This is a genomic window from Ferrovibrio sp. GW821-FHT12F09 (assembly GCF_058806775.1).
Genome location: NZ_JBXAPZ010000001.1, coordinates 511537 through 536418, shown reverse-complemented (window position 1 = coordinate 536418; position 24882 = coordinate 511537). Strand labels below are relative to the sequence as shown.

Sequence of the window (24882 nt, the reverse complement as noted above, 5' to 3'; positions counted from 1 at the left end):
CCCTGTATGTCGGAAATGAGTAGCGTAATGCCATGCCCGACGCCTATCCCACCCTGAAAACCCAGCGCCTGACCCTGCGCGCCTTCCGGCCCGAGGATGAGACCGCCTTCCAGGTCTTCGCCGTGAAGGAGGAGTTCTGGACATTCCTGCCCGGCCCGGCGCTGACGCCCGAGCTGGTGACGCGCTTTGTCGCCGCCCGCGTCGAAGAGGCGGCTGCGCCGTCGGGTCGCGACTGGCTGTTCGCGGTGGAAGAGAAGCAGATGCAGCGCGCCATCGGCATGGTGCGGCTGAGCATCGCTGCCGGCGAACACCGCCAGGGCAATATCGGCTTTTCGTTTGACGGCAGCATGCGCGGCAAGGGCTATGCCTCGGAAGCCATGCAGGCGGCTTTGCGCTTCGGCTTTGCCGAACTGGGCCTGCATCGCATCACGGCGCTGGCCGATGTGGAGAATGACCGCAGCCATGCGGTGCTGCGTAAACTGGGCTTCCGCCAGGAAGGCCGGCTGCAGCAGAATTTCCTGGTGCGCGGACGCTGGCGCGACAGCGACCTGTTCGCATTGCTGCGCAGCGAGTGGCCGCGCGGTACGGGCGAACCCTCAGGAACCGCGCTGGCCTAGAGCAAGGCGTTCAGCCCTTGGGCCATTGCGGCACCGGCAGGCTGCCTTCCAGTGGACGGCCGGTGCGCGGATCGATCTTGAGGTCGCGGTCGCGGCCGTCGCGGGTGCGATAGACCACCTCGTAACGGCCATCCTCCCAATCGATATCCTTGATATAGGCGCAGTCGGGCCGGCTCTCGATCTGGGCGATGATCTGCGAGAGCGACAGTGCGCCGGCCGGCGGGCCGCCCGGCGGTTCCACCTGGGCGGCCGGATCGGCCGTGACATTGCTCTGGCTGCGCGTTGCCGGCGCCGGGCTGGTGATGTTCTGGCTCTGCGTATAGACGGGTCCGCTGCTGCTGCCGGGCGGCTGGGCCACCGGCTCGATGGCATGGGCGGGGACGGCGGTGGTTCCCAAGGCTCCGAGCAGGAGCAGGGTGGCGAGGTTGTTCATGGCGAGCACTCCGGGTCAATCCCAAGCTGTCGCCCCATTTGGGGTCTCTAGTTGACCCCAACCCATACCCGGAATGTGGCGTCAGTCGGGCAACCCGGAGGCGATTCGACGGATTCGGCGTTCTCGCAGCCGCAGCATGGCCGCTGCGGCCGGCGGGCGGCTCTTAAAGGGCGATTTTGCCGCCGAACAGCACCAGCGGCTCGCCGCAGCAGGGGCAGGCCATGTCGCGCAGGCTGCTCAGCACGTTTTCACCGGCCAGTGCGACGCCGCGCGACAGCCGACTGTATTTCGTGGCGGCGGCGGCATGGACCGCCTCGCAGGCGAGCGCGGCCTGGGGCGCGAGGACCGTGGCGCCGGCGCCGGCAGCGGCGAGACCGGCGGAGGCAAACAGCATCTGGCGGCGGGTGATCATGGCGACAGCCTCGTTGCGAAACCTGCGCGGAGCCTGCGCCTGTCACGCGTCGCAAGCAAGTGGCATTACGTCGCATGACGTGTCAGAAAGCCGCGTAAAATCTGCGTAAATTCAGCGGCGCGTTCGTCATGCGGCACATGGCCGGCGCCCTCGAACAGCGCGATCTCGCAGCGCGGATTGAGTGCGGCCATGCGCTCGATCTCTTCGCGCGTCACCGCCCAGCTCTTGGTGCCATGCATCAGCAGCACGGGACAGCGCACGGCGGCGAAGTCAGCGCTCCAGTCGCCGGTGAGCGCCGCGCGGGCTGCCACGAACCAGGCATCGGAAAAGCGGAAGCCCCAGCCGTCCTCGTATTCGACCAGGCTGTCGAGCAGGAAGCGGTCGATGCCGATGGGCGTGGTCTGCATGAAGGCGAGGAACTGGTCGAGCGTCTCCCAGCGCAGCGGCCAGGATTCGCCATCCACCGGCGGGCCGAAGCGGCAGCCGATATCCTCGACGATCAGCCCGCGCACCAGGTCGGGGCGCTGTGCGGCCATCTGATAGGCGGTGACGCCGCCAAAGGAATGGCCGAGCAGCATGACCAGCCCGCAGGCGAGGGTTTCGATCAGCGCGATGGCGTCGTCGATGAAGGCGGCGCGGCTGCGGTCATCCGCATGGTCGCTCCAGCCATGGCCGCGCAGGTCCTGCGCCACCACGCGCCAGTCGGGGCGCAGGCTTTGGGCGACGGTCGCGAAATTGCGGGCGCAGCCGCTGCGGCCATGCAGGCAGACCAGCGTCTGCGCAGCCGGTCCGCCGAAGTCGACATAGGAGAGCGTCACGCCGGCGCGCGTGAGGAAACCGCGCCGGCCCATCAAAGCTGGTCCGCGAGCGCCGCCGCCGTATCCTTGCCCGGCGTCACCGGCACGATCTCGAACTCGACGAGGTCGGACCAGGCGGCGCACCAGCGCTGCAAGAGCGTGATGTCATCGGTCTCCATGATCTGGAAACAGCGGTCGAGATCGGCGCTGACCCAGCTCGACACGAAGCTGACGCCATCCGGCATCAGGCGGCCCTGGTCGCGGAAGCGGCGATAGACGGCTCTGGCATCCTGGTTGCGGAACCGCTCGATCACCATGAACTGCATCGCCGCGCTCCCGCCGCCTTTAGAAGATCCGGCCGACGCGGTCGCCCGGGCGGATGGTGCCGCCCTCGACCACGCGGGCATAGACGCCGCATTTGTTATGACCGTAATCGCGGTTCAGCAGGCCGACCAGATCGGTATCCGACACGCCGGTATCGGGGTTCACATGGGTGGCGGCGCAGCGGCCGATGACGGCCTCGACCGCCAGCACCGTCTCGCCGATCTGGATTTTCGATCCCACCCACTTCATCTCGGCCCAGGCCGGGAAACCGTCGACCAGCAGGTTGCCGCGCAGGCGGCGATAGTCGAGCGGCCCAGTGCTGCCGCCGGGCTGACCGAGCTTGCGGCCGAGATCGAGCAGGGTGGCGGTATTCTGGATCGAGATATAGGGATCGGGCACATCGGCGAACCAGGCGCCCGGCGCTTCGGCGACGCGCACGCTGCCGCGTGTGGCGTCGTTGCCGATATGCGCCAGCACCACGCGCTCGACATCCTGGCGGCTCAGCGGCGAGGTGAGGTCGGCATCGCGGACCAGTACCTTGCCATCCTTGGCGATGCTGATCTTGCTGCCGGTCGGATCGAAGCTGCAGTCGAGTGCTGCCAGTGGCGGGTTGCGGATCCAGGTGAGGAAATGCGCTTTCTTCTGAAACGCAGGCGCGGCGGCGTCGAAGGCCGAGCTGCCATGGGCCAGTGCGAAACGCCGGTCGCCGGCAATCGGCTGGTCGGGCGTGAGCTGGGCCGCATCGAGCTTCTGCGGCGTCAGGCCTTTGACGGGAAAGCGGACGATGGAGAGAAGGGAAGCAGTCTGATCCTGAGTCATGCGCCTTCTATGGCCAAGGCCGCGAATCCCGTCAACGGCGGAATTGCCACCACGATTGTCATCCTGCAAGACTGCAACAGACTGAAACGCAATGTGATGCCACAAGGACGGACCGGGCCATGCTGCTGCACGCAATCGCGCTCTACGCCACCGCGCTCCTGCTCGGGACCATGGCCTTCTTCTCCTTCGCGCTGACGCCGATGATTTTCATCAAGCTCGAAGCCGCCGTGGCATCGGCCTTCGTGCGCGCGCTGTTTCCGCTCTACTACCTGATCATCATGGTCAGCGGCGGTGTGGCGGCGCTGACGCTGGCGGTCTCCGGACGCCCGATCCCTGCCGCCATCATGGCGCTGGTGGCGGCCGGCGCCGTGCTGACGCGGCAGCTGGTTATTCCGCGGCTCGATGCCCTGCGGGTCGCGAAAGACGCAGGCAATGAAAAAGCCGCCGGGCAGTTCAAGACCCTGCATCGCCTCAGCGTGGTCATCAACATGACGCAGCTCGCCGCAGTCGCGACGGTTTTGTCCATCTTCGTTCTTTAAGGCGTCGGGATAGGCTGTCTGCCCCAATATCTATCGAACAAATCATAAACATATGACTTTGGCGGGGGGTTTCACGTGAAACGGGCTGCCTCATAGGCAGAGCCATGGTTGGGTTTCCCGTGAAACATCGATTCCCTTTGACGGCCCCTCTGCCTGTGCGTAAAACCCGCGCCCATGCAGGACAGGTACGATGTCATCGTGATCGGCGGCGGCCATGCCGGCTGCGAAGCCGCCAGCGCTTCGGCGCGGCTGGGCGCGCGCACGCTGCTGCTCACCCACAAGCTTGAGACCATTGGCGAGATGTCCTGCAATCCAGCGATCGGTGGACTTGCGAAAGGCCATCTGGTGCGCGAGATCGATGCGCTGGACGGCGTGATGGGCCGCGTTGCCGATGCCGCCGGCATCCAGTTCCGCCTGCTCAACCGTTCGAAGGGTCCGGCCGTGCGCGGCCCGCGGACGCAGGCCGATCGCAAGCTCTATCGCCAGGCTATGCAGGCGCTGCTTTTCGCGCAGCCCAATCTCACCATCCGCGCGGCTGCGGCCGAAGACATCCGCATTGAAGCCGGTGAAGTGTGCGGCGTGATCTGCGGCGATGGCACTTTCATCGCGGCGCCAAAGGTCGTGCTCACCACCGGCACGTTTTTGCGCGGTCTCATTCATATCGGCGAAGAGAAGATTCCGGCCGGCCGTGTCGGCGAGGCGCCATCCCTCGGCCTCTCGAAAACCCTTGAAGCATGCGGGTTTTCGCTCGGTCGCCTGAAGACCGGCACGCCGCCGCGCCTTGATGGCAAGACCATCGACTGGTCAGCGCTGGAGATGCAGAAGGGCGACGATCCGCCGGTGCCCTTCAGCTTTATGACGCGTGAGATCACCACGCCGCAGATCGAATGCGGCGTGACCTACACATCGCAGGCCGGCCACGACCTGATCCGCGCCAACCTGCATCGCGCGCCGATGTATTCCGGCCAGATCGAAGGCACCGGGCCGCGCTACTGCCCATCCATCGAGGACAAGGTGGTGCGTTTCGGCCAGCGCGACCGCCACCAGATCTTCCTGGAGCCGGAAGGCCTGGATGACGACACCGTCTATCCGAACGGTATTTCCACCTCGCTGCCGAAAGACGTGCAACTGGGCCTGCTGAAAAGCATCCAGGGGCTGGAAAACGCCGTCATGCTGCGGCCCGGCTACGCCATCGAATACGATTACGTCGATCCGCGCGAGCTGAAGCCCACGCTGGAGACCAAGCGCCAGAAGGGTCTGTATCTGGCCGGCCAGATCAACGGCACCACCGGATACGAGGAAGCCGCCGCCCAGGGCCTCATGGCCGGGCTGAATGCCGCCATTTCTGCTGGCGGGGGCCCAAAAGGCGACGAGGGCGGTTTCACGTTAAACCGGGCCGACGCCTATATCGGCGTGATGATCGACGACCTGGTGAATCTGGGTACCGCCGAGCCCTATCGCATGTTCACCAGCCGCGCCGAATATCGCCTGAGCCTGCGCGCCGACAATGCGGATCAGCGTCTGACGCCGCTTGGGATTGCGCTGGGCTGCGTCGATGTTTCCCGTGAAACAGTCTGGAAAGCCAAGGAAAACAGGCTTTTTTCGGCGCGCGAACTGGTCCAGAGCTTGAAAATGACGCCGCCGGAACTGGCCAAACGGGGCTTGAGCATCAACCAGGATGGCCAGTCGCGCTCGGCCGCCACGCTGCTGGGCTATCCGGACATGACCGTCGAGCGCCTGACCGCCGTCTGGCCCGAGTTGGCCGGCCTGGAGCCGGAGATCGTCGAGCAGCTCGAGATTGACGGGCGCTATGCCGGCTATATGGAGCGCCAGGAGGCCGATATCCTTGCCTTCCGCAAAGACGAGAGCCTGATCCTGCCCGACAGCCTCGACTATGACGCCGTCGGCGGGCTGTCGAATGAGGTCCGCGCCAAGCTGAAGCAGCACCGCCCGGCCACGCTGGGCCGGGCGGCGCGGATCTCCGGGGTGACGCCGGCGGCACTGTCGGCGCTGCTCGGCCATGTGAAAAAGGCCCGGCGGACCGGGATTGAAGCTGCCGAGTAGTGATTTTTCAATGATTTAACGGCCAAGGGGGATGTTTCACGTGAAACATCCCCCTTTTTCATGCGTTGTCTTTTGGCGCAGGCTAGACTTGCGGCCCCAGGAATACTGCGCGGAGGAAGCTGCATGTCGGGACTCCCTGTGAGCGGTCGCCCCGCCGAACATACCGGCCAGATCGTGCCGGTTCTGCGTTATCGCGACGCCCCGGCGATGATCGATTGGCTGGAAACCGCCTTCGGCTTTGAAAAGCATTCCGTCCATACCGACGATCAGGGTCGGGTCGGCCATGCCCAGCTTTGTTATGGCGACGAGATGATCATGCTCAGCTCGGTGATCGATACGCCATTCTCCAAACATATGGTGCAGCCCGATGAGATCGGGGGACGGGAAACCACCACGATCTACGTGGTCGTCCCCGATGCCGACCTGCATCACGCCCGCGCCACGGCGGCCGGCGCCGTGATCCTGATCGACATCAAGGACGAGAGTTACGGTGGGCGTGGCTATACCTGCCGCGATCCCGAAGGCCATATCTGGTCGTTTGGCACCTACGATCCGTGGAAGTAGACGGGTTTCACGGGAAAGCTGACAAGCCGCGCGGCATCGGTCATAACGCGGCCCCATGGGCCCTGAAGACTTCCAGCAAGCCACCCGTTGCAGCGACGCCGTGCTGGCGCGCCTGCGCATCTATGCCGAGCGGCTGGAGAAGTGGCAGAAAGCCATCAACCTGGTGGCGCCAAAGACGCTGCCTGACCTGTGGCAGCGGCATTTCCTCGATTCCGCCCAGCTTTTCGACCTTGCCCCGGCCGGCGCCACGCGCTGGCTCGATATCGGTTCGGGCGGCGGCTTTCCCGGCCTGGTGATCGCCGCCTTCGGCGTGGCATCCGTGCATCTGGTGGAAAGCGACCAGCGCAAATCGGCTTTCCTGCGCGAGACCGCCCATGCCATGGGCGTGGCCGCCACCGTTCACGTGAAACGCATCGAAGCGGTCGATCCCGCAGTCCTGCACGCCGCCATGGGCGGCGCACCAGAGGTGATCTCGGCCCGCGCCCTGGCGCCGCTGAAGGACCTGATCGACTTGGCCCGTCCGCTGGCCGGCGCCGACACCACCTACCTGTTCCTGAAGGGCCGGCAGGCCGGGGATGAATTGACCGAGGCCCGGCGATATTGGACACTCGGCGCTTCCGATCTGCTGCCCAGCCGCACCGAGGCTGAGGCGCGGATCATCCGCTTTACAACCCCGGACCCGGCGTGACCAGTACGAAACAGGAACATGAGTCGGAAACCCCGGGCTGGGGCGACGACGATACGCTGAACGCCGAACTGGGCGGGGACGAGGCACAGTCCTCTGCCGCCGTTGGCCGTCAGGCCCGCGTGCTGGCCATCGCCAACCAGAAGGGCGGTGTGGGCAAGACCACAACGGCGATCAACTTGGCGACCGCTCTGGCCGCCGTGGGCGAACGCGTGCTGCTGATCGACTCTGATCCGCAGGGCAACGCCTCCACCGGCCTCGGCCTCACCCATGACGAGCGCGACTTCGGCACCTACGAATTGCTGATGGGCGCGGCCCAGCTGGAAGAGACCATCCGCCCCACCAAGGTGCCCAATCTCTCCATCGTGCCGGCGAATGTGGAGCTGGCCGGCGCCGAACTGGAGATGATGGATCTCGAACATCGCACCCATCGGCTCAAGCATGCCATCGAGGGCCGGCTCGCCGGCTTCGATCATGTGCTGATCGACTGCCCGCCCTCGCTGACCCTGCTGACCGTCAATGCGATGGTCGGCGCCGATGCGGTGCTGGTGCCGCTGCAATGCGAGTTCTTCGCGCTGGAAGGCCTGAGCCAGCTGCTGCGCACGGTCGAGCGCGTGCGCAACACGCTCAATCCGACTCTCGATGTGCAGGGCGTGGTGCTGACCATGTTCGACAAGCGCAACAATCTCTCGGACCAGGTGGCGGCGGACGTGCGCGGCTTCCTCGGCGACAAGGTCTACGACACCGTGATCCCGCGCAATGTGCGCATCTCGGAAGCGCCCAGTCATGGCGTGCCGGCGCTGATCTACGATCACCGCGCACCGGGCAGCACCGCTTATATGGCGCTGGCGCGCGAGGTGATCAAACGCGAGCAGGCTTTGCGCGATGCGGCCGAGTGATTAGAAGAGTGAAAGCGTAACGATGATCGACGATCCGAAACGACGTGGCCTGGGCCGCGGTCTTGCCGCCCTGATGGGCGAACCGGCGCCGGGCTCCGAAGCCGCGGCTGCGCGCAGCGCGGCCGGCGGCGTCAGAGAAGTGCCGATCGAACAGCTCAAGCCCAATCCGTATCAGCCGCGCAAGTCCTTCCCCAAGGAGGCGCTGGAGGAACTGGCGCAGTCGATCAAGGCCAAGGGCATCCTGCAGCCGCTGCTGGTGCGCCGCGCCAAGGACGGGCAGGGCTACGAGATCATCGCCGGCGAGCGCCGCTGGCGCGCCTCGCAGATCGCCAAGCTGCATGCCGTGCCGGTGGTGATCAAGGACATCTCCGACCGCGACGCGGTCGAGATCGGCCTGATCGAAAACCTGCAGCGCGAAGACCTGAACGCCATGGAAGAGGCGGGCGCCTTCCTGCAGCTGGCCGACGAGTTCGGCTACAGCCAGGACCAGATCGCCCAGGTGATCGGCAAGAGCCGCAGCCATGTCGCCAATATCGTGCGCCTGCGCCAGCTGCCCAAGGCGGTCGTGCAGATGATTATCGACGGCCGGCTCTCGGCCGGCCAAGCCCGGCCGCTGATCGGCCATGCGCTGGCGGCCGAGCTGGCCCAGCGCATCGTCGAGGGTCAGCTCACCGTGCGCCAGGTGGAAAAGCTTGTGGCCGTCGGCCGCGAGGTCGGCACGCCGGCCGCCGCCAAGAAGGGCGGCCGTCCGCCGGCCGCGAAGAAGCCGCCCGCAGAGGCTGCCGCGAAGAAGGATGCCGACACGCTGGCCTTCGAGCGCGGCCTGACATCTGCTTTAGGATTGCGTGTCGAGATCGAGGGCGAACCGGGCAACGCGGAAGCCGGCCGGCTGGTGCTACATTACCAGACGCTCGAACAGCTCGACGACCTGGCGAAGAAGCTGAGCCGGCGCTAAAGCCGCGTCAGCACGCTAGCCACAATCTCCGCCGTCGATTTGTCCGCCGTGTCGATCACGATGGCATTGCGCCACGGTTCGTAATCCAGCGTCATGACCCGCTGCCAGTCCGGCAGGACATGGCTGGGAATATCGGCGGCGCGGCTTTCGATGCGGCGGCGATGCTCGGCTGCATCGGAACAGATCACCTCGATTTCGACGATCCGCGCCGCGGCCTCGGCGGCGGTCGCGCGCCAGCCGGCGCGGCTGGCCGCAACCGGATTGACGCAGTCCGCGATCACGATCAGGCCGAGCCGCAGGTTGTCGGCGGCCAGACGCTGGGCGATGCCATAACCCTCTGTGCCGATCTCACCATGGCCGGCCGCGCGCAGCGCCTGCTCGATACTGTCGATACGCAGATGCACGGCGCGCAGATGCTGCGCCAGCGCCCGGGCCAGCGTGGTTTTGCCGCTGCCCGGCAGGCCGCCGAGAACGATCAGCATTGCGCCTCCATGATGCAGCCAGCCTACTTCACAAGATTGGCCCAGCTTACTTCACAAGATTGGCAATGGCATGACGGTTGAAGCCTCGGCACAGTGCGCTAAATCTTGGGCTACGGAGAATGCCATGACCGACACCAAGACCGTCCCCACCAAGCCGCTCTCACCCGAAGCCGAGCATGTGCTGCGCAATCACGGCACCGAGCGTGCCGGCACCAGCCCGCTCAATCGCGAAAAGCGCCCGGGCAAATACTTCTGCGCCGGCTGCGGCACCGAGGTGTTCAAGTCCGAGACCAAATACGACAGCGGCAGCGGCTGGCCCAGCTTCTACGCCCCGGTGGCCGAGAATGTGAAGGCCAGCGTCGACACCAGCCATGGCATGCGGCGCATCGAGGTGCATTGCGCCAGCTGCCAGGGCCATCTCGGCCATGTCTTCGAGGACGGGCCGCAGCCGACCGGCCTGCGCTACTGCATCAACGGCGTGGCACTCAGCTTCGATCCTACCGACAAGGCCTGATCGAGGCCGGCCCGGTCTTCAGCTCGGGCCGGTTTTCCGCCCCGGCGGGGCTGGCGGACCCCCGGATCGCCGCATAATCAGGCTGTTTTAGCGCTCAAAAAAACACCAAAAAAGCGGCAACGGCTTATTTTTTCATCACGCCAGACGCGCCCAGGCTGTAGAATGCCCGGACTTCCGTGACGGAATCCGGCTTTCCACCCTGTTTGCCGCAGTGCAACCCACTGGCACGCTTCTTGTAATCCTTCTGCCTGAGGTATGCGCCAGGGGTGTGGGCCGCCGGGATTCTCATTGGGGGGAACCGGATAAGGTCTGCCGGGCATCGGGGTCTCTCCCGGAACCGGACTGGAAACTGGCGCGGCCTTCACTGACAGGAGGATTAAACCGTCATGCAACTCCCCACCGTCTCGATGCCGACTGTTTCGGCAGCCGACCAGCGGCAGCTCAGCTGGTCCGTTTACATGCTTTTCGGCCTGGTTCTGGCCATGCTCTTCGCCCTGCTTCCCGGCGCCAGCTTCGCCCAGGATGCCGCGGCTGAAGCGCCGAAGCTGGATACCGGCGACACCGCCTGGATGCTCACCTCGACCGCGCTGGTCCTGATGATGACCATCCCGGGCCTCGCCCTCTTCTACGGCGGCATGGTGCGCAAGCAGAATGTGCTCAGCATCATGATGCAGAGCTTCGCCATCACCTGCCTGGTCACCATCCTGTGGATGATCGTCGGCTACAGCCTGGCCTTCTCGGAAGGCAACGCCATCATCGGCGGCTTCTCCAACCTGTTCCTGTCGGGCCTCGCCATCGACAGCGTGAACGCCTTGGCCAAGACCATTCCGGAATCGGTCTTCATGACCTTCCAGCTGACCTTCGCCATCATCACCCCGGCCCTGATCACCGGCGCCTTTGCCGATCGCATGAAGTTCTCGGCGATGCTGTGGTTCATCGGCCTGTGGCTGATCTTCGTCTATGCGCCGGTTGCCCACATGGTCTGGGGCGGCGGTCTGATGGGCGAGATGGGCGTGCTCGACTTCGCCGGCGGCACCGTGGTGCATATCAACGCCGGTGTGGCCGGTCTTGTCGCCGCGCTGGTCCTTGGCAAGCGCCAGGGTTACGGCAAGGTCAGCCATGCACCGCATAACCTGACGCTGTCGATCATCGGCGCCGGTCTGCTCTGGGTCGGCTGGTTCGGCTTCAACGCCGGCTCGGCCGCTGGCGCTAACGTCAATGCCGGCATGGCCATGGCTGTCACCCAGATCGCCACGGCGGCTGCCGCGCTGGCCTGGATGTTCTCGGAATGGCTCGCCCGCGGCAAGCCGAGCGTGCTCGGCATTGTCTCCGGTGCGGTCGCCGGCCTGGTTGCCATTACCCCGGCTGCCGGTTTCGTCGATCCGATGGGCGCGCTGATCATCGGCATCGTTGCCGGTATCATCTGCTTCATCGCCGCCACCACGGTGAAGAACGCGCTCGGCTATGACGACAGCCTGGATGCCTTCGGCGTCCATGGCATCGGCGGCATCGTCGGTGCGGTCCTGACCGGTGTGTTCGCCAAGGCGGCGATCGCCGGCAAGGATGCCCCGCTCGGCCTGCTCGACGGCAACGGCGGTCAGGTCCTGACCCAGATCTACGGTGTTCTGATCACCATCGTCTTCACGGCGGTTGTGACCCTGATCATCCTGAAGATCATCGACTGGACCATCGGTCTGCGCGTCGACGAGGCCACCGAGCGCGATGGTCTCGACCTGAACCTGCACGGCGAGACGGTGCAGTAACAGGCAACGCGAAGAGACCCGGGCCGGCCTTCCCACCCGCCGGCCCGGGTTGCTTCTTCTCTGTTGTTGGTGGGGTTGCGGCCGCGTGGTCATCAGTCGCCGCTTTCTGGGTCCCGACCGCGCAAGCCGCTTTTCTCTCCGCCCGTTTTCCGATTTAATCGAACGGAAGTTCTTTCCGTTCGTTCTCGTCGCGGAGATCTGATCCCTTGACCGCTTTCGACGAGATGGATACCGGCCCCGGAGGCCAGACGCAGGCGCAATCCTCGTCCGGCCAGTCGCAGGGGCAATCCGCCGGTGTCCGTGCGCCCTACCAGGATTACAAGCGCTGGCTCGATGCAGCCCCCGGCGACATGCTGGCGCGGCGCCGCCAGGAAGCCGATCTGCTGTTCCGCCGCCTCGGCATCACCTTCGCGGTCTATGGCGAGGGCGGCGACACCGAACGCCTGATCCCCTTCGATATCGTGCCGCGCATCATCGCCGCCAAGGAATGGCGCCGTCTGCGCCGCGGCCTGAAGCAGCGCGTGCGCGCCCTCAACGCGTTTCTGGATGACATCTATCACAAGCGCGAAATCCTGCGTGCCGGCACCATCCCGGAAGATCTGATCCTCAAGAACGCGGCTTACGTGAATCACATGCGCGACGTGAAGATCGCGCGCCAGACCTATACCCATATCGCCGGCATCGATGTGGTGCGCACGGCCGAAGACCAGTTCTATGTGCTGGAAGACAACTGTCGCACGCCATCGGGCGTCTCCTACATGCTGGAGAACCGCGAGGCGATGATGCGCCTCTTCCCCGACCTGTTCGCCGCCGTGCGGGTGGCGCCGGTCGGCCATTATCCCGATGCATTGCTGCAGACCCTGCGCGAGAGCGCGCCGCCGAACTGCGAGGACGAGCCCACCGTCGCCCTGCTGACGCCGGGCGTGTTCAACTCGGCTTATTTCGAGCATGTCTTCCTGGCCGAGCAGATGGGCATCGAACTGGTCGAGGGCGGCGATCTCGTGGTGAAGGACGAGATCGTTTACATGCGCACCGTCGGCGGCCTGAAGCGCGTCGATGTGATCTATCGCCGCCTGGATGACGACTTCCTCGATCCGAAAGTCTTCCGCAAGGATTCGATGATCGGCGTGCCCGGCATCTTCTCGGCCTATAAAGCCGGGAACGTGACATTGTCCAATGCGGTGGGCACCGGCGTCGCCGACGACAAGTCGATCTATCCTTACGTGCCGGATATGGTGCGCTTCTACCTCGGCGAAGAGCCGCTGCTGGCCAATGTGCCGACCTATGTGCTGCGCCGGCCCGACGACCTGAAATACACGCTCGAGCATCTGGCCGAACTGGTGGTCAAGGAAGTGCATGGCTCCGGCGGCTACGGCATGCTGGTCGGTCCGAAATCCAGCGCCGCCGAGATTGAGGCGTTTCGCGCCAAGATCATCGCCAAGCCAGAAGTCTATATCGCCCAGCCAACGCTGGCGCTCAGCACCTGTCCGACCTTTGTGGAAAGCGGAATCGCGCCGCGCCATGTCGATCTGCGGCCCTTCGTGCTGTCAGGCGAAACCATGCGGGTGGTGCCCGGCGGTCTGACCCGCGTGGCCCTGCGCGAAGGCTCGCTGGTGGTGAATTCCAGCCAAGGCGGCGGCACCAAGGATACCTGGGTGCTGGAAGACGCGCCCGATATCACCGAGGGCGAGGACTGACCGATGCTCAGCCGCGCCGCCGATAATCTCTACTGGATGACTCGCTATATCGAACGCGCCGAGGCGATGGCGCGCATTCTCGGCGTGGCCCATCGCATGAGCATGCAGTCGACTCATGGCGGCACCCGCAACGACGAATGGGAAGCGGCACTTATCATCGCCGGCTGCGACAAGTCCTTCGCCCTGCATGGCGGCCCGCCGACGCGGCGCGCGGTGATCGATTTCCTGGCCTTCGCGCCGGACAACCCGTCCTCGATCCATGCCTGCCTCAAGGCGGGCCGAGAAAATTCCCGCGCCATGCGCGCGCAGATCACCAGCGAGGCCTGGGAAAGCATCAACGCCGCCTGGCTGGAGATGCGCACGCTCAGCATGAACAAGGTGGAGGCCGACGGCTTTTCGCCGTTCTTCGACTGGGTGCGCGAGCGCAGCCAGCTGTTCCGTGGCGTCGCCGAAGGCACCATGCAGCGCGACGATGCCTATCGTTTCATGCGGCTCGGCACGCTGCTGGAGCGCGCCGATTCCACCGCACGTATTCTGGACGTGAAGTATCACGTGCTGCTGCCCTCGCCCGGCGATATCGGCGGCGCGGTCGATTATTACCAGTGGGGCGCGCTGCTGCGCTCGGTCTCGGCCTTCCGCATCTATCGCCAGATCTATCGTGACTCGATCCGGCCGCTGAAGGTGGCCGAGCTGCTGGTGCTGCGCGAGGATTTCCCACGCTCACTGCATGCCTGCTTCTCCGAGATCGTTTCGATCCTGCAGTATCTGCGCGAAAGCTACCGCCGCGACTACCCGTCGGTGCGCTTGGCCGAAAGCATGCTGCTGAAGCTGCGCTACGACGATATCGACAGCATTTTCACCCGTGGCCTGCACGAATACCTGACCAACCTGATCGATACCAATATCGAGCTGGGCGCGGCGATTGCCCGCGATTTCATGCAGCCGAACTGATCGCCCCGCCCGTCGTTAGGACTGGGATCGGAGGGCATTCATGCTCGCATTTTTCAAGCGGTTCCTTATCGCCACAGTGATTGTGGCCGGGCTCAGCTTTGCCGGCTGGCTGCAGCACCTCTACACCTGCTTCACGCAGCAGGAATGGGGCTTCCTGATCGCCGGGGCGCTGTTCTTTCCCATCGGGGTGATCCATGGCTGGGGCGTCTGGTTCGGTCTCTGGTAAGATTCGGTATTACCGCCTGTATAGCTTGACCCACCCCTTCCCTTGACCGAGGCTGGGCCAGCTTGCTTTGATGCGGGCCGGTTATCGTCTGGGGATGGGTAGGAAACAATGACTTATTGCGTCGGCCTCCAGCTGCGGGACGGCATCGTGATGCTGTCCGACAGCCGCACCAATGCCGGCGTCGATTCCATCTCCACCTTCGGCAAGATGCACACCTGGGAACAGCCGGGCGACCGCGCCCTGGTACTGATGACGGCGGGCAACCTGTCGCTCAGCCAGTCCGTCGTCGCCCTGCTAAAGGAAGGCTTCGCCGATGAAGACGGCAAGCCCTGCGACCTGCTGCAGGCCACCAGCATGTTCGAGGCCGCCGGCATGGTCGGCACCGCGATCCGCGAAGTCGCCCGCCGCGATGGCGAAAGTCTCAAGGAACAGGGTGTCGAGCCCAACCTCTCCATGTTGCTCGGCGGCCAGATCGGATCGAAGCCGCATGAGCTGTACATGCTCTACTATGCCGGCAATTTCATCCGCGCCACGGCCGATACGCCCTTCCTGCAGATCGGCGAGATCAAATACGGCAAGCCGATCCTCGATCGCGTGATCACGCCGGAAACGCCGCTGGTGCAGGCGGCGAAATGCGCGCTCGTCTCAATGGATTCCACGCTGCGTTCCAACATCTCGGTGGGTCTGCCGCTCGATCTCGCCATCCTGCCGAAGGACGCCCTGAAATTCGCCCTGCGCAAACGCATCACCGAGCAGGAACCCTATTTCGCCAGCATCCGCGGCCTGTGGGGCGAAGGCCTGCGCAAGGTCTTTCTAACCATCCCCGACCCCGACTGGTCTGTCGGCCCCTAATTGAGGCCGCCCTTGCGGCCGGCTTCCGCCGCGCGCGCCCGGTCATTGGCGAAATTGCCGCCGCTTTCGGAACCGCCTTTGCGGCCGGCCGCTGCGGCGCGGGCCGGATCGTTCTTGAAGTTGCCGCCGCTTTCCTGTCCGCCTTTGCGTCCGGCCTGGGCCGCCAAGGTGCGGTTCTGCGAGAAGCTGCGTTTGGAATCCGGCACGCTCTGGCCGCCCTTAGAGGCGATGGCGCGCTGGCGCTCGGCATCCATGGCGGCGAAACCGCGCAGGGCCTTCGGCTTGGCTTCAGAGGGTGCCTTGTAGTCCTTCTCCGGATTGAAGTCCGACATTCCGCATCTCCTTGTACTGACGCATGACACAGCGGCGCGTGACGGCACCGTCATGGATCAACACAGGGAAAGCGGGACTGTTCCGAAAAAACGACAGCGCCGGCGCAATTAAAAAGCCCGGCAAGCCGGGCTTTTTGTCGTCACTTGCCGGGAATGTGGGCGTAGGCCGCCGCCGGCACTTCCATCAGGCCGCCGGCACCCGGCGGCTGCCACATCAGGCGCAGCGCGGTGGTGCCGCGTTTCTGGAAATACTGCACGGTGATCGGATACCAGCCCTGCTGGCTGATATGCACTTCGGTGGTCGGGCTCATCTGGGTGGCATGCACATAGGGGTCATCCACCACGCGGGTCTTGTCGATGGTGACCCGAACGCCGTCATTGGACAGCGCGGCGAAACGGTAGATGCCGGCTTCCATCTGGATCAGGCCGGTCATATGGATCGAGTAATTCTCCGCGCGCTGCGAATCCCACATCACACCGGTGCCCTGCAGGATATTGAGCGTCAGGATCGGTGGGCCTGCCCGGCCGCGGGCCAGCTCGGCCTCGTTGCGCGGCATGTTGTTCACATGCTCAAGCTCGCCGATGAAATACAGCGGCTTCAGGCCGGGATTGAGATCGGTGGCGGCGGGCTGCGGCATCACCGGCTTGGGCGGGGCAACCGGCCCCTGTTGCTGGCCGCCGGCGCAGGCCGCCAGGCCCAGCGTCAGAGCCAGACCGAGAATTTTCAGTGAAATGCGCATGGGTCCCCCGCTTTTATGGAGGTGAGCCTAGCAAGCCCCGGGGCTGCCCCACAAGTCACGTTCGGGTTGGTTCGGCCGATCAGCCGCGCTCCAGCATGGCGGTCATCGACTGCCGGGCACGGGCGAGCCGGCTTTTCACCGTGCCGATATTGCAGCGCCAGCGCCGGGCCACCTGCTTGTAGGATTTGCCCTCGCCCACCACCAGGATCAGCGCTTCGCGGTGGCGCGGCGCCAGGTTGCGCATCAGCCCGGTCACTTCCTTCAGCTCCAGTTTGCTCTGCTGGGCGGGCGGCACAGGCACCTGCTCGGCGAAGACGCCTTCGGAATCCGCCACCTCGCGTTTGCGGCTGCGCAGGTGATTGAAATAGACGTTGCGCAGGATGACATGCAGCCAGGCCCGCAGATTGGTGCCCGGCGTGAAACTGTCGCGCCGCGCCCAGGCCTTGGTCAGCGCCTCCTGGGTCAGGTCTTCCGCCAGGCTGCGGTTGCGGCTGAGGACGCGGGCACGCCGCTGCAGCAGTGGAATTTCCCGCAGGAACGCCGTGCGGAAGCGCGAATCGTTTTTGCTGGCGGCTGTGGTCTTGGCGTTGGACATCGGCAAGGCCCCGGAACTGGAATCGCAAAAATAGCGTCCATAATCCTGCTGCGGCCGGAACAGCGCTCCGGCTGCATGGGTGGCATGGTTATGGCGCGGCGTGATGCCCCTCGGCCCGCGCGATGCGGCGCCGGCAGGCCAAATCACAACTGCTGCGCTTGCCGTGAGTTCCGCAGGGTGGAGCGCCTGCGGAAACGGTCACAGCCCTGCGACCGTTTCCAGAAAACCGCGCTTTATTTGCCGAGGTCAAGGGTAATGATGATCGGCGCGTGGTCGGAGGCCTTCTCCATGCCGCGCATCGCCTTTACGACTGCAGCGCCCCTCAAACGGTCCTGCAACTGCGGGCTGACCCAGACATGGTCCAGCCGGCGGCCTTTGTCGGCGGCCTCCCAATTGGCCGAGCGGTAGCTCCACCAGGAATACAGCTTTTCGCTCGGCGGCACGAAATGGCGCACCGCGTCGATCCAGCCGCGCGCCGCCTGCATCTTCAGCATGCCCTCGGTTTCGATGGGCGTATGGCTGACGATTTTCAGCAGCTGCTTGTGCGACCACACATCGGTTTCCAGCGGCGCGATATTCAGGTCGCCGACCAGGATTTCCTTGCCGCCCTTTTTCTTCAGCGCGGCCGACCATTTGGTCATGCCTTCCAGCACCGCCAGCTTGTGGGCGAACTTGTCGTTGGCGACCGGGTCCGGAATATCGCCGCCCGCAGGCACGTAATAGTTATGCAGGATGGTGCCGTCGCTGAGTTCGGCGGCGATATGGCGGCGGTCGTCGCGGCCGGCCAGGTTCAGTTTTTCCTTCAGCGTGATTGCCGCCTTGGCGAAGATCGCCACGCCGTTATAGCCGGGCTGGCCGTGGATCAGGCGATGGATATAGCCGCGCTGCACGAACAGCTCATGGGGAAACTCGTCGTCGCGCACCTTGGTTTCCTGTAGGCACAGGATGTCGGGGTCATGCTGCGACAGGAAGGCGCCCATCAGGTCGAGGCGGGCGCGCACCGAGTTGATATTCCAGGTGGCGAGTTTGATCGGGCCGGCGGCGGTCTTCGTGGGCTTCTTGCTCATGGGGAATTTTTAGCCCAATCCGCGGCCGCCGGCTACTCGGCCGGCGCCCGTTCTGGCGCGCCGCGCAGGGTCAGCAGGGCCACGACCAGCGTGGCCAGGGCGCAGCCGGCAATGCCGGCGGTCATCGCCAGCGCGGTGCCGCCGATCAGCTTGCCGCTGACGCCGATCACCACGGCGCCGATCGCCAGCTGCGTGGTCGCCATCAGCGACGAGGCCATGCCGGCCGCCTCGCCATAGGCTTCCAGCGCCAGCACCGAGGCCGTGGGCAGCAGGATGCCGAGACAGGCATAGCCGAGCAGCAGCACTGCCATCATCAGCGCCAGGCTATGGATTCCCGCCGCCTGCAGCGCGAAGACGGCCAGCATCGCCAGGGTGAAGCCGAAGATCGAGGGCATGATCAGCCGCGGCAGGCCATAGCGCGCACCGAGCCAGCCGCAGAACTGCGCGGCGAAGAAGAAGGCCGCGGCATTCGCCGAGAAGGTCAGGCTGAAGCCGCTGGGCGACAGGCCGTATTCGCCCATCATCACGAAGGGGGCATTGGCCAGGAAGACGAAAAAGGCCGAAATGGCGAAGCTGGTGGCCAGCGACAGGCCCATGAAGGTGCGGTCAGTCAGCAGCTGGCGGCAGCTGGCCAGCATGCTGGCGAGATTGCTCTGCCGGCGCTGTTCGGACGAACGCGTCTCGGGCACCAGGAAAAAGCCCAGCAGGCCCGCCAGCACGGCGATGCCGGTGACGAACCAGAAGACATTGCGCCAGCCCAGCGCCTCGATGATGACGCTGCCGAACAGCGGCGCCAGCAGCGGCGACACGCTGAACACCAGCATCAGCAGGCCGAGCAGTTTCGCTTCCTCGACGCCGCTGTGCATGTCGCGCACCACGGCGCGCGGAATGACGATGCCGGCCGCACCGCCCAGACCCTGAAGCAGGCGAAAGGCGATCAGCGTCTCGACCGTGTCGGCCAGCGCGCAGCCGATGCTGGCGACGATGAACAGGATGACGCCGAAATACAGCGGCGGCCGCCGGCCCAGCAGGTCGGAAATCGGCCCGAAGATCAGCTGGCCAAGGGCGAAGGTGATGAAAAACGCCGTCAGGCTCATCAGCACGGCATCGGCACCGGCATTCAGGCTGGCACCGATGGAGGGCAGCGCCGGCAGATACATGTCGATGGCAAACGGGCCGATGGCGGTGAGCAGGCCCAGCACCACGGCGTTGCGCAGGATGCCGGCGCCGCCGGCGCGCGGCTTGGGGATCTGGGTCATATGGAAAATCTCTGTTCTGCTGGGAGCTTGTATCGGCCCGGAGCGCGCGGCCGATATAACGCCATGATGGCCGCTTGGCCACCGGCGTTTTGTCAGGGTGCAATCCTTGTCACAGTCCTGCCAGAAAAACCCCGGTCTGCCGCAATTGGTCTGCGGTCGGCATCTCGCCATCCAGCCGCAGCACCGGACAGGTCAGGCGCGCCAGCCAGGCTTCGTGTTCGTGCCGCGAGCGTCCGGTCATGGCGGGGTCGTCATAGGCGGCGGCCCAGGCGAGGAAGTCCAGATGCTCGGCATGCATGACGCCGCCGGGCTGAATCCGCGCACCCAGCTTTTCGGCCTCGCGCCGGCGCAGCCGTTCCAGCCGCACGGTCGCCGGCGCATAGACATAGAGCACGGCGTCGAATTGCGGGATCAGCGGATCGCCCCAGCCCGACAGCGAACCCGACAGCACCCAGCCCTGCCGGGCCGCATCCTCGAAGGCGATGCGCAGCATCTGCAGCCGCGTCGGTGCCGGCACCAGTTCCTGATAGGGCGGATCGGTCGGCAGCCAGAGAAAGTCGTCGGTATCCAGGTGGCGCAGGCCATGGGCCCGGGCGAGCGCCACGCCCAGCGTGCTGATGCCGGCGCCTGCGGGACCGGTGATATGAATATGCGCCAGCATGGGCCATGTTTAACGGATCGCAGGCCGGGTCAGAACCGTTAGTTTTCATCTGTTCATGGGAGACTGCCATGCCGATGCCTCTCGAAGGCTCCTGCCGCTGCGGCGCCGTCCGCTTCGCGCTCGACAGCCACACGCCGGTGCCCTATCAGCTCTGTTACTGTTCGATCTGCCGCAAGACCGCCGGCGGCGGTGGCTACGCCATCAACCTGGGCGGCCTCTCGGCAAGCCTGCAGATCACCAAGGGCAAACGCAGCATCGGGGTGTTTCGCGCCGCGATCGCCGACGAGGATGGCGGGACCTGCAGGACTAGCACGGGCGAGCGCAACTTCTGTAAAAAATGCGCGACGGCGCTGTGGCTTTACGACCCCACCTGGCCCGATCTGATCCATCCCTTTGCCTCGGCCATCGATACGGCGCTGCCGCAGCCGAAGGCGAAGGTACATCTCATGCTGCGCTACAAGCCAGCCTGGGTGAAACCGCAGATCGGCCGCAACGACGAGCAGTATGAGCTATACCCGAAGCTCTCGCTCGCGGCCTGGCACAGGAAGTACAAGGTCTGGGCGAAATAGCGCAGGCTCAGGGCAGGGTCGTCAGCAGCTTGGCGCTCGGTGTATTGCCGGTCTTGCCTTCGAAGGTTCCGCGCAGGAACGGATACATCGCGGCGGCCCAGTCCTTGGTCGTCTCGATGTAATCCAGCTTCTTGCTGTCCTGTGCCAGATAGTTTCGCGACCAGTCGCTGTCATTCCACAGGGCGGCGCGGCGCGAGGCGATGCCGCGGGCTTCCGGATTGAAGTAATACGATACGCGCAGGAAGGCGTCCTGTGTCGCGAAATGATAGGTGTTCACGATCAGAGACGGCGGCACGGGCAGCTTCTGCAGGTCGAGATCGGTGATGATCCATTTCGACTGCGGATTGGACGCGGAATTGCGCCAAGCATCCGGCATCACATGGTTGACGTAGTAGCAGTCCTGATTGCCGAAGTCCTGGTTGCTCTGTTTGACCAGGTGGAGCAGGTCGGTGCGGTTGCACTCGCTATAGCCGCGCAGACCGGCCGCCATCTTGGCGGCTGGCGGCGTGGCGATCACGACGACGATCGCCTTCAGCAGGCCAGCTTCGATATTGACCAGAGCCGCATAGCTGCCTTCGGCGGCGCCGAAAGTCTGGCGTGCAATGCCCACCACCCGGAACTCGCCATGCGGCAGCGGGATTTCGCGGCTCTCTATGGTGTAGGAGACGCGATGCTTGCTGCCATAGCCGCCGGTGCGGCCGGCTGGCGTCTGCGGCGCCAGGGATGTGTCGGGCTGGACCAGGCCGGCGCCGGCCTGCGATCCGCCCGGTTGCGGCACCGGCGCGGCGCTGCCGGTGCGCGGTGCCGGTGTGGCAGCCGGTGGCGGTGCTGCAGCAGCCTGGGCGGCCTTGGCCACCGCGATCCGTTCGGCGGCCACCGCGGCAGCCACGGCATTAGCTTTATCCGCAGCTGCGCGGTCCAGCAGGGCTTTCTCGGCCGCGGCGCGTTCGGCCAGGACCTTGTCGACGGCGGCTTTCTCGATGGCGGCCCGGTCGGCATCGCTCAGCGGCCTGTCGATGCTGGTCGCGCTGGGCTGGAAGGCGACGGCCGGATTCACATCCACCTTGCCGGCGGCGCGTGGCGCGGGCGCGCGCGGCGGTGCGGCCGGCGGAAACACCAGGAAGCTGGTGCCGGCCAGCACGCCCAGATACAGCGAGACCCGCCATAGCGGGGCCTGACGCCAGAGACGCAGGGTGGCAGACATGCGGCGGCTAGCGTCCGGCGCTCTGTTCGAAGACGGCGACCACATCGTCACCGTTCACATCCAGGCGGATGAAGCGCGCCTTGCGCCGCCGTGCCTCGATCAGGGTATCGGCAATGCTCTCTTCGATGGCGCGCACCAGATCGCGCGACGAGCCCAGGTCTTCCAGCTTGCCCAGCTTCTCCACCAGGCCCAGCAGAATCTCGGGATCGATGCCGCCGGCCACCACTTCAAGATCGTAGCCCTTGATCATCTGCTCGATCTCCAGCGCGGCGACGCGGGCGATGTCGAGCCCCTGCAGCGGCCTGAACACGAAGATGCGGTCGATACGGCTCAGCACCTCGGGCGCAAAACGCGCTTCTTGCAGGGCCTGCAGCGACGCGCGCCGCAGCATCTCCGGATCTTCGGCATACTGCTTCGCCAGTTCGGCCAGCTTGGCGGTCGCGGCATTGGTGGTGAGGACGAAGATCGCCTTCGAAGTGGCGATCTGTTTGCCGTCGGAGGATTCGGTGATGAAGCCGTCATTCCAGGCGGTGAGGAAATTCTTGTGGATGTCGGTATGGGCCTTCTCGAATTCATCCAGCAGGATCACCGCATCCGGCACATCGCGCAGTGCTGCCGTCAGCGTGCCGTAAGAGTCCGAGCCGACATAGCCCTTGGTCGAGCCGAACAGCGTGGTGCCGGCCACCGCGCCGCGGGCATACTGCGCCATGTCCAGATGCACCAGCTTGCGATCCAGCGCTTCGGCCAGGCATTTCGCCAGATAGGTCTTGCCGGTGCCGGGCGGGCCGGCGAACAGGAAGACGGCAATCGGCTTCACGCGTTTGCTGAGGGCGGCGCGCCGGCGGATTTGCGCCGCGACATCGTCGCAGACGCCGTCCTGGCCGATCACCCGCGCCTTCAGCCGGCCTTTCAGCAGCTCGGCATCGATCAGGATCGGCTCCGGCGGTTCGGACAGCCGGTCTTCGATGACTTTGCGGTTGGTCAGACGATCGAGGATATCCATGACAACGCCCCTTTTGCGCTTTGCGCCGGAGGAAGATGCGGATCGCGTTTCGTGCCAGAGGCCGACGAACACGACCAGCCAGAAAAACACTGCGACGCTCAGAACCCACCAGGCCTGGGCCGAGAGCCAGATGCCGGCCTCGCCCAGCCATCCGGCGATGCGCGTCGCATCCAGGTTCAGATGCATCCACAGCTGGACCAGCATCACCACCAGAATCAGGGCGGCGATCAGAATCGAATAGCGGTTCAGCCAGTTGACCAATGCCTGCATCGCTTGCGTCACTTCACCATGACGGGAACGCCGACGATCTGTCCCTCGCTCAGCACCGGCAGGGCCACGCCCATGGCTGCCGAACCGATGCCCACGGTGATGCCGCCCTGGCCATCGGTCACGCCCATGACATTGACGATGCCGCTGGGCGGCACCGGCAGCACCAGGGTCACCGGCTCGTTCAGCAGGGCGACCGTGCGGCTGTAGCCGGCACTGACGACGCGCACGACATCGCCATCCGGGTCCTTGTGATCCCACAGCGAAATCCAGGCCAGCGGCAGCGTGGTTTCCGGATCCAGGGTGGCCGGCAGGGGCACCGGGGCCGGTTTGGGGCGCGGCGCTGCGGTCACTGCGGGTGCGGGCGCCGACCGCGCCGCCGAAGCCGTGCCGCCATTGGGCGACATCGCGGTGACGGATACCGGTGTGGGCGCCGGCGGTGCGGCTGCCACCGGCGGGTCGGCCGGCGGCGGCAGGGTTTCGATATAGCGGGCGATCTCGCGGCCGGCCGGCGTCGGCTGCTCGCGCAGTACCTGGGCCGCCAGATCGGTGCGGAAGGCTTTTTCCTGCTCGAGCGAGAAGCCCATCAGGGCGATGGCGTCGTTGGTCTGGCGCAGCCGGACGGCCTGCAGCACCACCGGACCGTTGCCGGAAAACCGCCGGGCCAGGGCATCCTTCTCATCGCGCGACATTGCATCGGGCGGGTCGCTGGCCAGCAGCATGGGCAGGCCGAAATTGGCACCGACGCGATTGGCGATCCCGAAGGCCAGGAGCCCGAAGGTCACGGCCAGGACAACGGCGGGCACCGCTTTCTTGACCCCTGCCCAGGCGCTCTCGCGCAACAGCGGCTGCGCGACGGGACTCTGCTCCGGTTCTTCCATGGCCTTGCCGTAAGCATCCCCTGCCAGGACTCACGCGACTTCAGCTTACTCGGGAAAACAACGATGAAAAACATTGGAAAACCAGCACATCTCCACCTGTGCCGCTTTTCAGCCTGCAACCGTGAATATAAGTTTTCCCGCATAAAAAAGGAAGCGCGGAATATTGCCCGGCTCCCTCGCCGCGGCGCCCGATCCTCAGGCGCGTTCCGTCTTCATCTGCGCCGGGTCGTAATAGAAGCGCTCGCGCCAGACCCTGTCGCCTTTCCAGGTCTGGTGTGCCAGTTCCTCAATGCGGCGTTTGCTGCCGTCCTTGAAGTCGAATTCGAACACCCAGTGGATCACCACCGTGTCGCCCTCGATCAGCACCGGGCGGATGCACCATGTCCGCACTGCATCGGCCCGCGCCAGGACCTGCCGCTCGCGCGCCACCAGCAGGTCGCGGCCCTGACGCGGCTCGCCCAGGTTTTCCTGCATGCTGGCGTCTTCGGTATAGAACTGTTCGATGGCGGTATCGTGCTGGTTGGATTCCACCATCGCCACAAAGGCTTCAACGGTTGCCCGGCTCGGCATGTCTGCGTTTCTCCCCGACGTATCCTTCTGCCGGCAGTATGGCAGAAGGACGCCGGTCCGGCAGCAGGGCGCGGCCGGGCGGCGCGTCCATTCGTCACATCTCTTGTTTCTTGTCGTTGCGGCGCAATCTGGTGTTCCGTA

At 65.2% G+C, this 24882-nt stretch carries 30 protein-coding genes; 14 read left to right on the top strand and 16 right to left on the bottom strand.

Features of this window, described 5'->3' with window-relative positions:
* Positions 1-32 precede the first annotated feature (32 nt).
* Positions 33-617: a GNAT family N-acetyltransferase gene (locus AC1ROB_RS02765; protein WP_492972279.1), complete on the top strand. Its 585-nt coding sequence runs from the start codon at positions 33-35 to the stop codon at positions 615-617.
* Positions 618-627: 10 nt separating this feature from the next.
* On the opposite strand, the gene AC1ROB_RS02760 is transcribed toward AC1ROB_RS02765, so the two are convergent.
* The 5 genes from AC1ROB_RS02760 to AC1ROB_RS02740 all read right to left on the bottom strand — a co-directional run bounded on the left by AC1ROB_RS02760 (position 628) and on the right by AC1ROB_RS02740 (position 3402).
* A complete protein-coding gene (locus AC1ROB_RS02760; RefSeq protein WP_492972280.1) occupies positions 628-1050 on the bottom strand; it encodes a PepSY domain-containing protein in 423 nt (140 codons plus the stop codon).
* Between the two features lie 163 nt (positions 1051-1213).
* The gene (locus AC1ROB_RS02755) at positions 1214-1462 is read right to left on the bottom strand and encodes a hypothetical protein (RefSeq protein ID WP_492972281.1); all 249 of its coding nucleotides are present in this window, start codon (positions 1460-1462) and stop codon (positions 1214-1216) included.
* Between the two features lie 65 nt (positions 1463-1527).
* Positions 1528-2313 carry an alpha/beta fold hydrolase gene (locus AC1ROB_RS02750; protein ID WP_492972282.1) on the bottom strand — a complete coding sequence of 262 codons (786 nt, stop codon included), beginning with the start codon at positions 2311-2313 and terminating at the stop codon, positions 1528-1530.
* Complete coding sequence (locus tag AC1ROB_RS02745; RefSeq protein WP_492972283.1) at positions 2313-2585, bottom strand: DUF3303 domain-containing protein; 273 nt, start codon at positions 2583-2585, stop codon at positions 2313-2315. Before AC1ROB_RS02745 ends, AC1ROB_RS02750 begins: the two co-directional genes overlap by 1 nt.
* 19 nt (positions 2586-2604) lie before the next feature.
* A complete protein-coding gene (locus AC1ROB_RS02740) occupies positions 2605-3402 on the bottom strand; it encodes an MOSC domain-containing protein (RefSeq protein WP_492972284.1) in 798 nt (265 codons plus the stop codon).
* A gap of 119 nt (positions 3403-3521) precedes the next feature.
* Between AC1ROB_RS02740 and AC1ROB_RS02735 the strand changes: the two genes are divergently transcribed.
* The 6 genes from AC1ROB_RS02735 (at position 3522) to AC1ROB_RS02710 (ending at position 9108) form a co-directional block, all read left to right on the top strand.
* Positions 3522-3941, top strand: a complete 420-nt coding sequence (locus AC1ROB_RS02735; RefSeq protein ID WP_492972285.1) for a DUF4149 domain-containing protein — start codon at positions 3522-3524, stop codon at positions 3939-3941.
* Between the two features lie 174 nt (positions 3942-4115).
* On the top strand, positions 4116-6005 hold the full coding sequence (mnmG, locus tag AC1ROB_RS02730) for a tRNA uridine-5-carboxymethylaminomethyl(34) synthesis enzyme MnmG (protein WP_492972286.1): 1890 nt from the start codon (positions 4116-4118) through the stop codon (positions 6003-6005).
* Between the two features lie 123 nt (positions 6006-6128).
* Positions 6129-6569, top strand: coding sequence for a VOC family protein (locus AC1ROB_RS02725; RefSeq protein WP_492972287.1), 441 nt, complete (start codon positions 6129-6131; stop codon positions 6567-6569).
* 55 nt (positions 6570-6624) lie between these two features.
* On the top strand, positions 6625-7257 hold the full coding sequence (gene rsmG, locus AC1ROB_RS02720) for a 16S rRNA (guanine(527)-N(7))-methyltransferase RsmG (RefSeq protein WP_492972288.1): 633 nt from the start codon (positions 6625-6627) through the stop codon (positions 7255-7257).
* Positions 7258-7325: 68 nt separating this feature from the next.
* Complete coding sequence (locus AC1ROB_RS02715; RefSeq protein WP_492972825.1) at positions 7326-8153, top strand: ParA family protein; 828 nt, start codon at positions 7326-7328, stop codon at positions 8151-8153.
* A 22-nt stretch (positions 8154-8175) separates the two neighbouring features.
* Positions 8176-9108 carry a ParB/RepB/Spo0J family partition protein gene (locus tag AC1ROB_RS02710; protein WP_492972289.1) on the top strand — a complete coding sequence of 311 codons (933 nt, stop codon included), beginning with the start codon at positions 8176-8178 and terminating at the stop codon, positions 9106-9108.
* Here the strand turns inward: AC1ROB_RS02710 and AC1ROB_RS02705 are convergent.
* The gene (locus AC1ROB_RS02705; RefSeq protein WP_492972290.1) at positions 9105-9590 is read right to left on the bottom strand and encodes a P-loop nucleotide/nucleoside kinase family protein; all 486 of its coding nucleotides are present in this window, start codon (positions 9588-9590) and stop codon (positions 9105-9107) included. The genes AC1ROB_RS02710 and AC1ROB_RS02705 overlap by 4 nt on opposite strands.
* Before the next feature lie 124 nt (positions 9591-9714).
* Between AC1ROB_RS02705 and msrB the strand changes: the two genes are divergently transcribed.
* The 6 genes from msrB (at position 9715) to AC1ROB_RS02675 (ending at position 15593) form a co-directional block, all read left to right on the top strand.
* Positions 9715-10104: a peptide-methionine (R)-S-oxide reductase MsrB gene (gene msrB / locus AC1ROB_RS02700; protein ID WP_492972291.1), complete on the top strand. Its 390-nt coding sequence runs from the start codon at positions 9715-9717 to the stop codon at positions 10102-10104.
* 458 nt (positions 10105-10562) lie between these two features.
* A complete protein-coding gene (locus AC1ROB_RS02695; RefSeq protein ID WP_492972826.1) occupies positions 10563-11867 on the top strand; it encodes an ammonium transporter in 1305 nt (434 codons plus the stop codon).
* Between the two features lie 206 nt (positions 11868-12073).
* Positions 12074-13564, top strand: a complete 1491-nt coding sequence (locus tag AC1ROB_RS02690) for a circularly permuted type 2 ATP-grasp protein (protein ID WP_492972292.1) — start codon at positions 12074-12076, stop codon at positions 13562-13564.
* 3 nt (positions 13565-13567) lie between these two features.
* Complete coding sequence (locus AC1ROB_RS02685) at positions 13568-14515, top strand: alpha-E domain-containing protein (RefSeq protein WP_492972293.1); 948 nt, start codon at positions 13568-13570, stop codon at positions 14513-14515.
* A 40-nt stretch (positions 14516-14555) separates the two neighbouring features.
* On the top strand, positions 14556-14741 hold the full coding sequence (locus tag AC1ROB_RS02680; RefSeq protein WP_492972294.1) for a hypothetical protein: 186 nt from the start codon (positions 14556-14558) through the stop codon (positions 14739-14741).
* Between the two features lie 108 nt (positions 14742-14849).
* Entirely contained in the window at positions 14850-15593 is a 744-nt protein-coding gene (locus AC1ROB_RS02675) for a proteasome-type protease (RefSeq protein WP_492972295.1), read from the top strand.
* On the opposite strand, the gene AC1ROB_RS02670 is transcribed toward AC1ROB_RS02675, so the two are convergent.
* From AC1ROB_RS02670 to AC1ROB_RS02645, 6 genes are all read right to left on the bottom strand, one after another.
* Positions 15590-15925, bottom strand: coding sequence for a con-10 family general stress protein (locus AC1ROB_RS02670; RefSeq protein WP_492972297.1), 336 nt, complete (start codon positions 15923-15925; stop codon positions 15590-15592). The two genes, AC1ROB_RS02675 and AC1ROB_RS02670, sit on opposite strands and share 4 nt — an antisense overlap.
* 140 nt (positions 15926-16065) lie before the next feature.
* Complete coding sequence (locus AC1ROB_RS02665) at positions 16066-16665, bottom strand: PA14 domain-containing protein (protein WP_492972298.1); 600 nt, start codon at positions 16663-16665, stop codon at positions 16066-16068.
* A 79-nt stretch (positions 16666-16744) separates the two neighbouring features.
* Positions 16745-17260: a sigma-70 family RNA polymerase sigma factor gene (locus AC1ROB_RS02660; protein WP_492972299.1), complete on the bottom strand. Its 516-nt coding sequence runs from the start codon at positions 17258-17260 to the stop codon at positions 16745-16747.
* A gap of 233 nt (positions 17261-17493) precedes the next feature.
* Positions 17494-18327, bottom strand: a complete 834-nt coding sequence (xth, locus tag AC1ROB_RS02655) for an exodeoxyribonuclease III (RefSeq protein ID WP_492972300.1) — start codon at positions 18325-18327, stop codon at positions 17494-17496.
* Positions 18328-18359: 32 nt separating this feature from the next.
* Entirely contained in the window at positions 18360-19586 is a 1227-nt protein-coding gene (locus tag AC1ROB_RS02650) for a multidrug effflux MFS transporter (protein WP_492972301.1), read from the bottom strand.
* A gap of 109 nt (positions 19587-19695) precedes the next feature.
* Entirely contained in the window at positions 19696-20247 is a 552-nt protein-coding gene (locus AC1ROB_RS02645; protein WP_492972302.1) for an AAA family ATPase, read from the bottom strand.
* Positions 20248-20315: 68 nt separating this feature from the next.
* Here AC1ROB_RS02645 and AC1ROB_RS02640 point away from each other — a divergent pair, with 68 nt between their 5' ends.
* Positions 20316-20816 carry a GFA family protein gene (locus AC1ROB_RS02640; protein ID WP_492972303.1) on the top strand — a complete coding sequence of 167 codons (501 nt, stop codon included), beginning with the start codon at positions 20316-20318 and terminating at the stop codon, positions 20814-20816.
* A gap of 7 nt (positions 20817-20823) precedes the next feature.
* On the opposite strand, the gene AC1ROB_RS02635 is transcribed toward AC1ROB_RS02640, so the two are convergent.
* The 4 genes from AC1ROB_RS02635 to AC1ROB_RS02620 form a co-directional block, all read right to left on the bottom strand.
* Positions 20824-22020: a hypothetical protein gene (locus AC1ROB_RS02635; protein ID WP_492972304.1), complete on the bottom strand. Its 1197-nt coding sequence runs from the start codon at positions 22018-22020 to the stop codon at positions 20824-20826.
* A gap of 7 nt (positions 22021-22027) precedes the next feature.
* On the bottom strand, positions 22028-23293 hold the full coding sequence (locus AC1ROB_RS02630; protein WP_492972305.1) for an AAA family ATPase: 1266 nt from the start codon (positions 23291-23293) through the stop codon (positions 22028-22030).
* 8 nt (positions 23294-23301) lie between these two features.
* Positions 23302-24171, bottom strand: a complete 870-nt coding sequence (locus AC1ROB_RS02625; protein ID WP_492972306.1) for a hypothetical protein — start codon at positions 24169-24171, stop codon at positions 23302-23304.
* 195 nt (positions 24172-24366) lie between these two features.
* Positions 24367-24741 (bottom strand): nuclear transport factor 2 family protein, encoded by a 375-nt coding sequence (locus AC1ROB_RS02620; protein WP_492972307.1) that lies wholly within the window; start codon positions 24739-24741, stop codon positions 24367-24369.
* Between the last annotated feature and the right edge of the window lie 141 nt (positions 24742-24882).

Bases quoted from the DNA above. Each gene is read 5' to 3' on its own strand.
- AC1ROB_RS02745 (WP_492972283.1), bottom strand. From the start codon at position 2,585: ATGCAGTTCATGGTGATCGAGCGGTTCCGCAACCAGGATGCCAGAGCC.
- rsmG (WP_492972288.1), top strand. From the start codon at position 6,625: ATGGGCCCTGAAGACTTCCAGCAAGCCACCCGTTGCAGCGACGCCGTG.
- AC1ROB_RS02750 (WP_492972282.1), bottom strand. From the start codon at position 2,313: ATGGGCCGGCGCGGTTTCCTCACGCGCGCCGGCGTGACGCTCTCCTAT.
- AC1ROB_RS02740 (WP_492972284.1), bottom strand. From the start codon at position 3,402: ATGACTCAGGATCAGACTGCTTCCCTTCTCTCCATCGTCCGCTTTCCC.
- AC1ROB_RS02735 (WP_492972285.1), top strand. From the start codon at position 3,522: ATGCTGCTGCACGCAATCGCGCTCTACGCCACCGCGCTCCTGCTCGGG.
- AC1ROB_RS02760 (WP_492972280.1), bottom strand. From the start codon at position 1,050: ATGAACAACCTCGCCACCCTGCTCCTGCTCGGAGCCTTGGGAACCACC.
- AC1ROB_RS02755 (WP_492972281.1), bottom strand. From the start codon at position 1,462: ATGATCACCCGCCGCCAGATGCTGTTTGCCTCCGCCGGTCTCGCCGCT.
- AC1ROB_RS02645 (WP_492972302.1), bottom strand. From the start codon at position 20,247: ATGCTGGCGCATATTCATATCACCGGTCCCGCAGGCGCCGGCATCAGC.
- AC1ROB_RS02680 (WP_492972294.1), top strand. From the start codon at position 14,556: ATGCTCGCATTTTTCAAGCGGTTCCTTATCGCCACAGTGATTGTGGCC.
- AC1ROB_RS02650 (WP_492972301.1), bottom strand. From the start codon at position 19,586: ATGACCCAGATCCCCAAGCCGCGCGCCGGCGGCGCCGGCATCCTGCGC.
- AC1ROB_RS02705 (WP_492972290.1), bottom strand. From the start codon at position 9,590: ATGCTGATCGTTCTCGGCGGCCTGCCGGGCAGCGGCAAAACCACGCTG.
- AC1ROB_RS02665 (WP_492972298.1), bottom strand. From the start codon at position 16,665: ATGCGCATTTCACTGAAAATTCTCGGTCTGGCTCTGACGCTGGGCCTG.
- AC1ROB_RS02620 (WP_492972307.1), bottom strand. From the start codon at position 24,741: ATGCCGAGCCGGGCAACCGTTGAAGCCTTTGTGGCGATGGTGGAATCC.
- AC1ROB_RS02710 (WP_492972289.1), top strand. From the start codon at position 8,176: ATGATCGACGATCCGAAACGACGTGGCCTGGGCCGCGGTCTTGCCGCC.
- AC1ROB_RS02765 (WP_492972279.1), top strand. From the start codon at position 33: ATGCCCGACGCCTATCCCACCCTGAAAACCCAGCGCCTGACCCTGCGC.
- mnmG (WP_492972286.1), top strand. From the start codon at position 4,116: ATGCAGGACAGGTACGATGTCATCGTGATCGGCGGCGGCCATGCCGGC.
- AC1ROB_RS02725 (WP_492972287.1), top strand. From the start codon at position 6,129: ATGTCGGGACTCCCTGTGAGCGGTCGCCCCGCCGAACATACCGGCCAG.
- xth (WP_492972300.1), bottom strand. From the start codon at position 18,327: ATGAGCAAGAAGCCCACGAAGACCGCCGCCGGCCCGATCAAACTCGCC.
- msrB (WP_492972291.1), top strand. From the start codon at position 9,715: ATGACCGACACCAAGACCGTCCCCACCAAGCCGCTCTCACCCGAAGCC.
- AC1ROB_RS02660 (WP_492972299.1), bottom strand. From the start codon at position 17,260: ATGTCCAACGCCAAGACCACAGCCGCCAGCAAAAACGATTCGCGCTTC.
- AC1ROB_RS02635 (WP_492972304.1), bottom strand. From the start codon at position 22,020: ATGTCTGCCACCCTGCGTCTCTGGCGTCAGGCCCCGCTATGGCGGGTC.
- AC1ROB_RS02640 (WP_492972303.1), top strand. From the start codon at position 20,316: ATGCCGATGCCTCTCGAAGGCTCCTGCCGCTGCGGCGCCGTCCGCTTC.
- AC1ROB_RS02670 (WP_492972297.1), bottom strand. From the start codon at position 15,925: ATGTCGGACTTCAATCCGGAGAAGGACTACAAGGCACCCTCTGAAGCC.
- AC1ROB_RS02625 (WP_492972306.1), bottom strand. From the start codon at position 24,171: ATGGAAGAACCGGAGCAGAGTCCCGTCGCGCAGCCGCTGTTGCGCGAG.
- AC1ROB_RS02695 (WP_492972826.1), top strand. From the start codon at position 10,563: ATGCTTTTCGGCCTGGTTCTGGCCATGCTCTTCGCCCTGCTTCCCGGC.
- AC1ROB_RS02685 (WP_492972293.1), top strand. From the start codon at position 13,568: ATGCTCAGCCGCGCCGCCGATAATCTCTACTGGATGACTCGCTATATC.
- AC1ROB_RS02675 (WP_492972295.1), top strand. From the start codon at position 14,850: ATGACTTATTGCGTCGGCCTCCAGCTGCGGGACGGCATCGTGATGCTG.
- AC1ROB_RS02630 (WP_492972305.1), bottom strand. From the start codon at position 23,293: ATGCAGGCATTGGTCAACTGGCTGAACCGCTATTCGATTCTGATCGCC.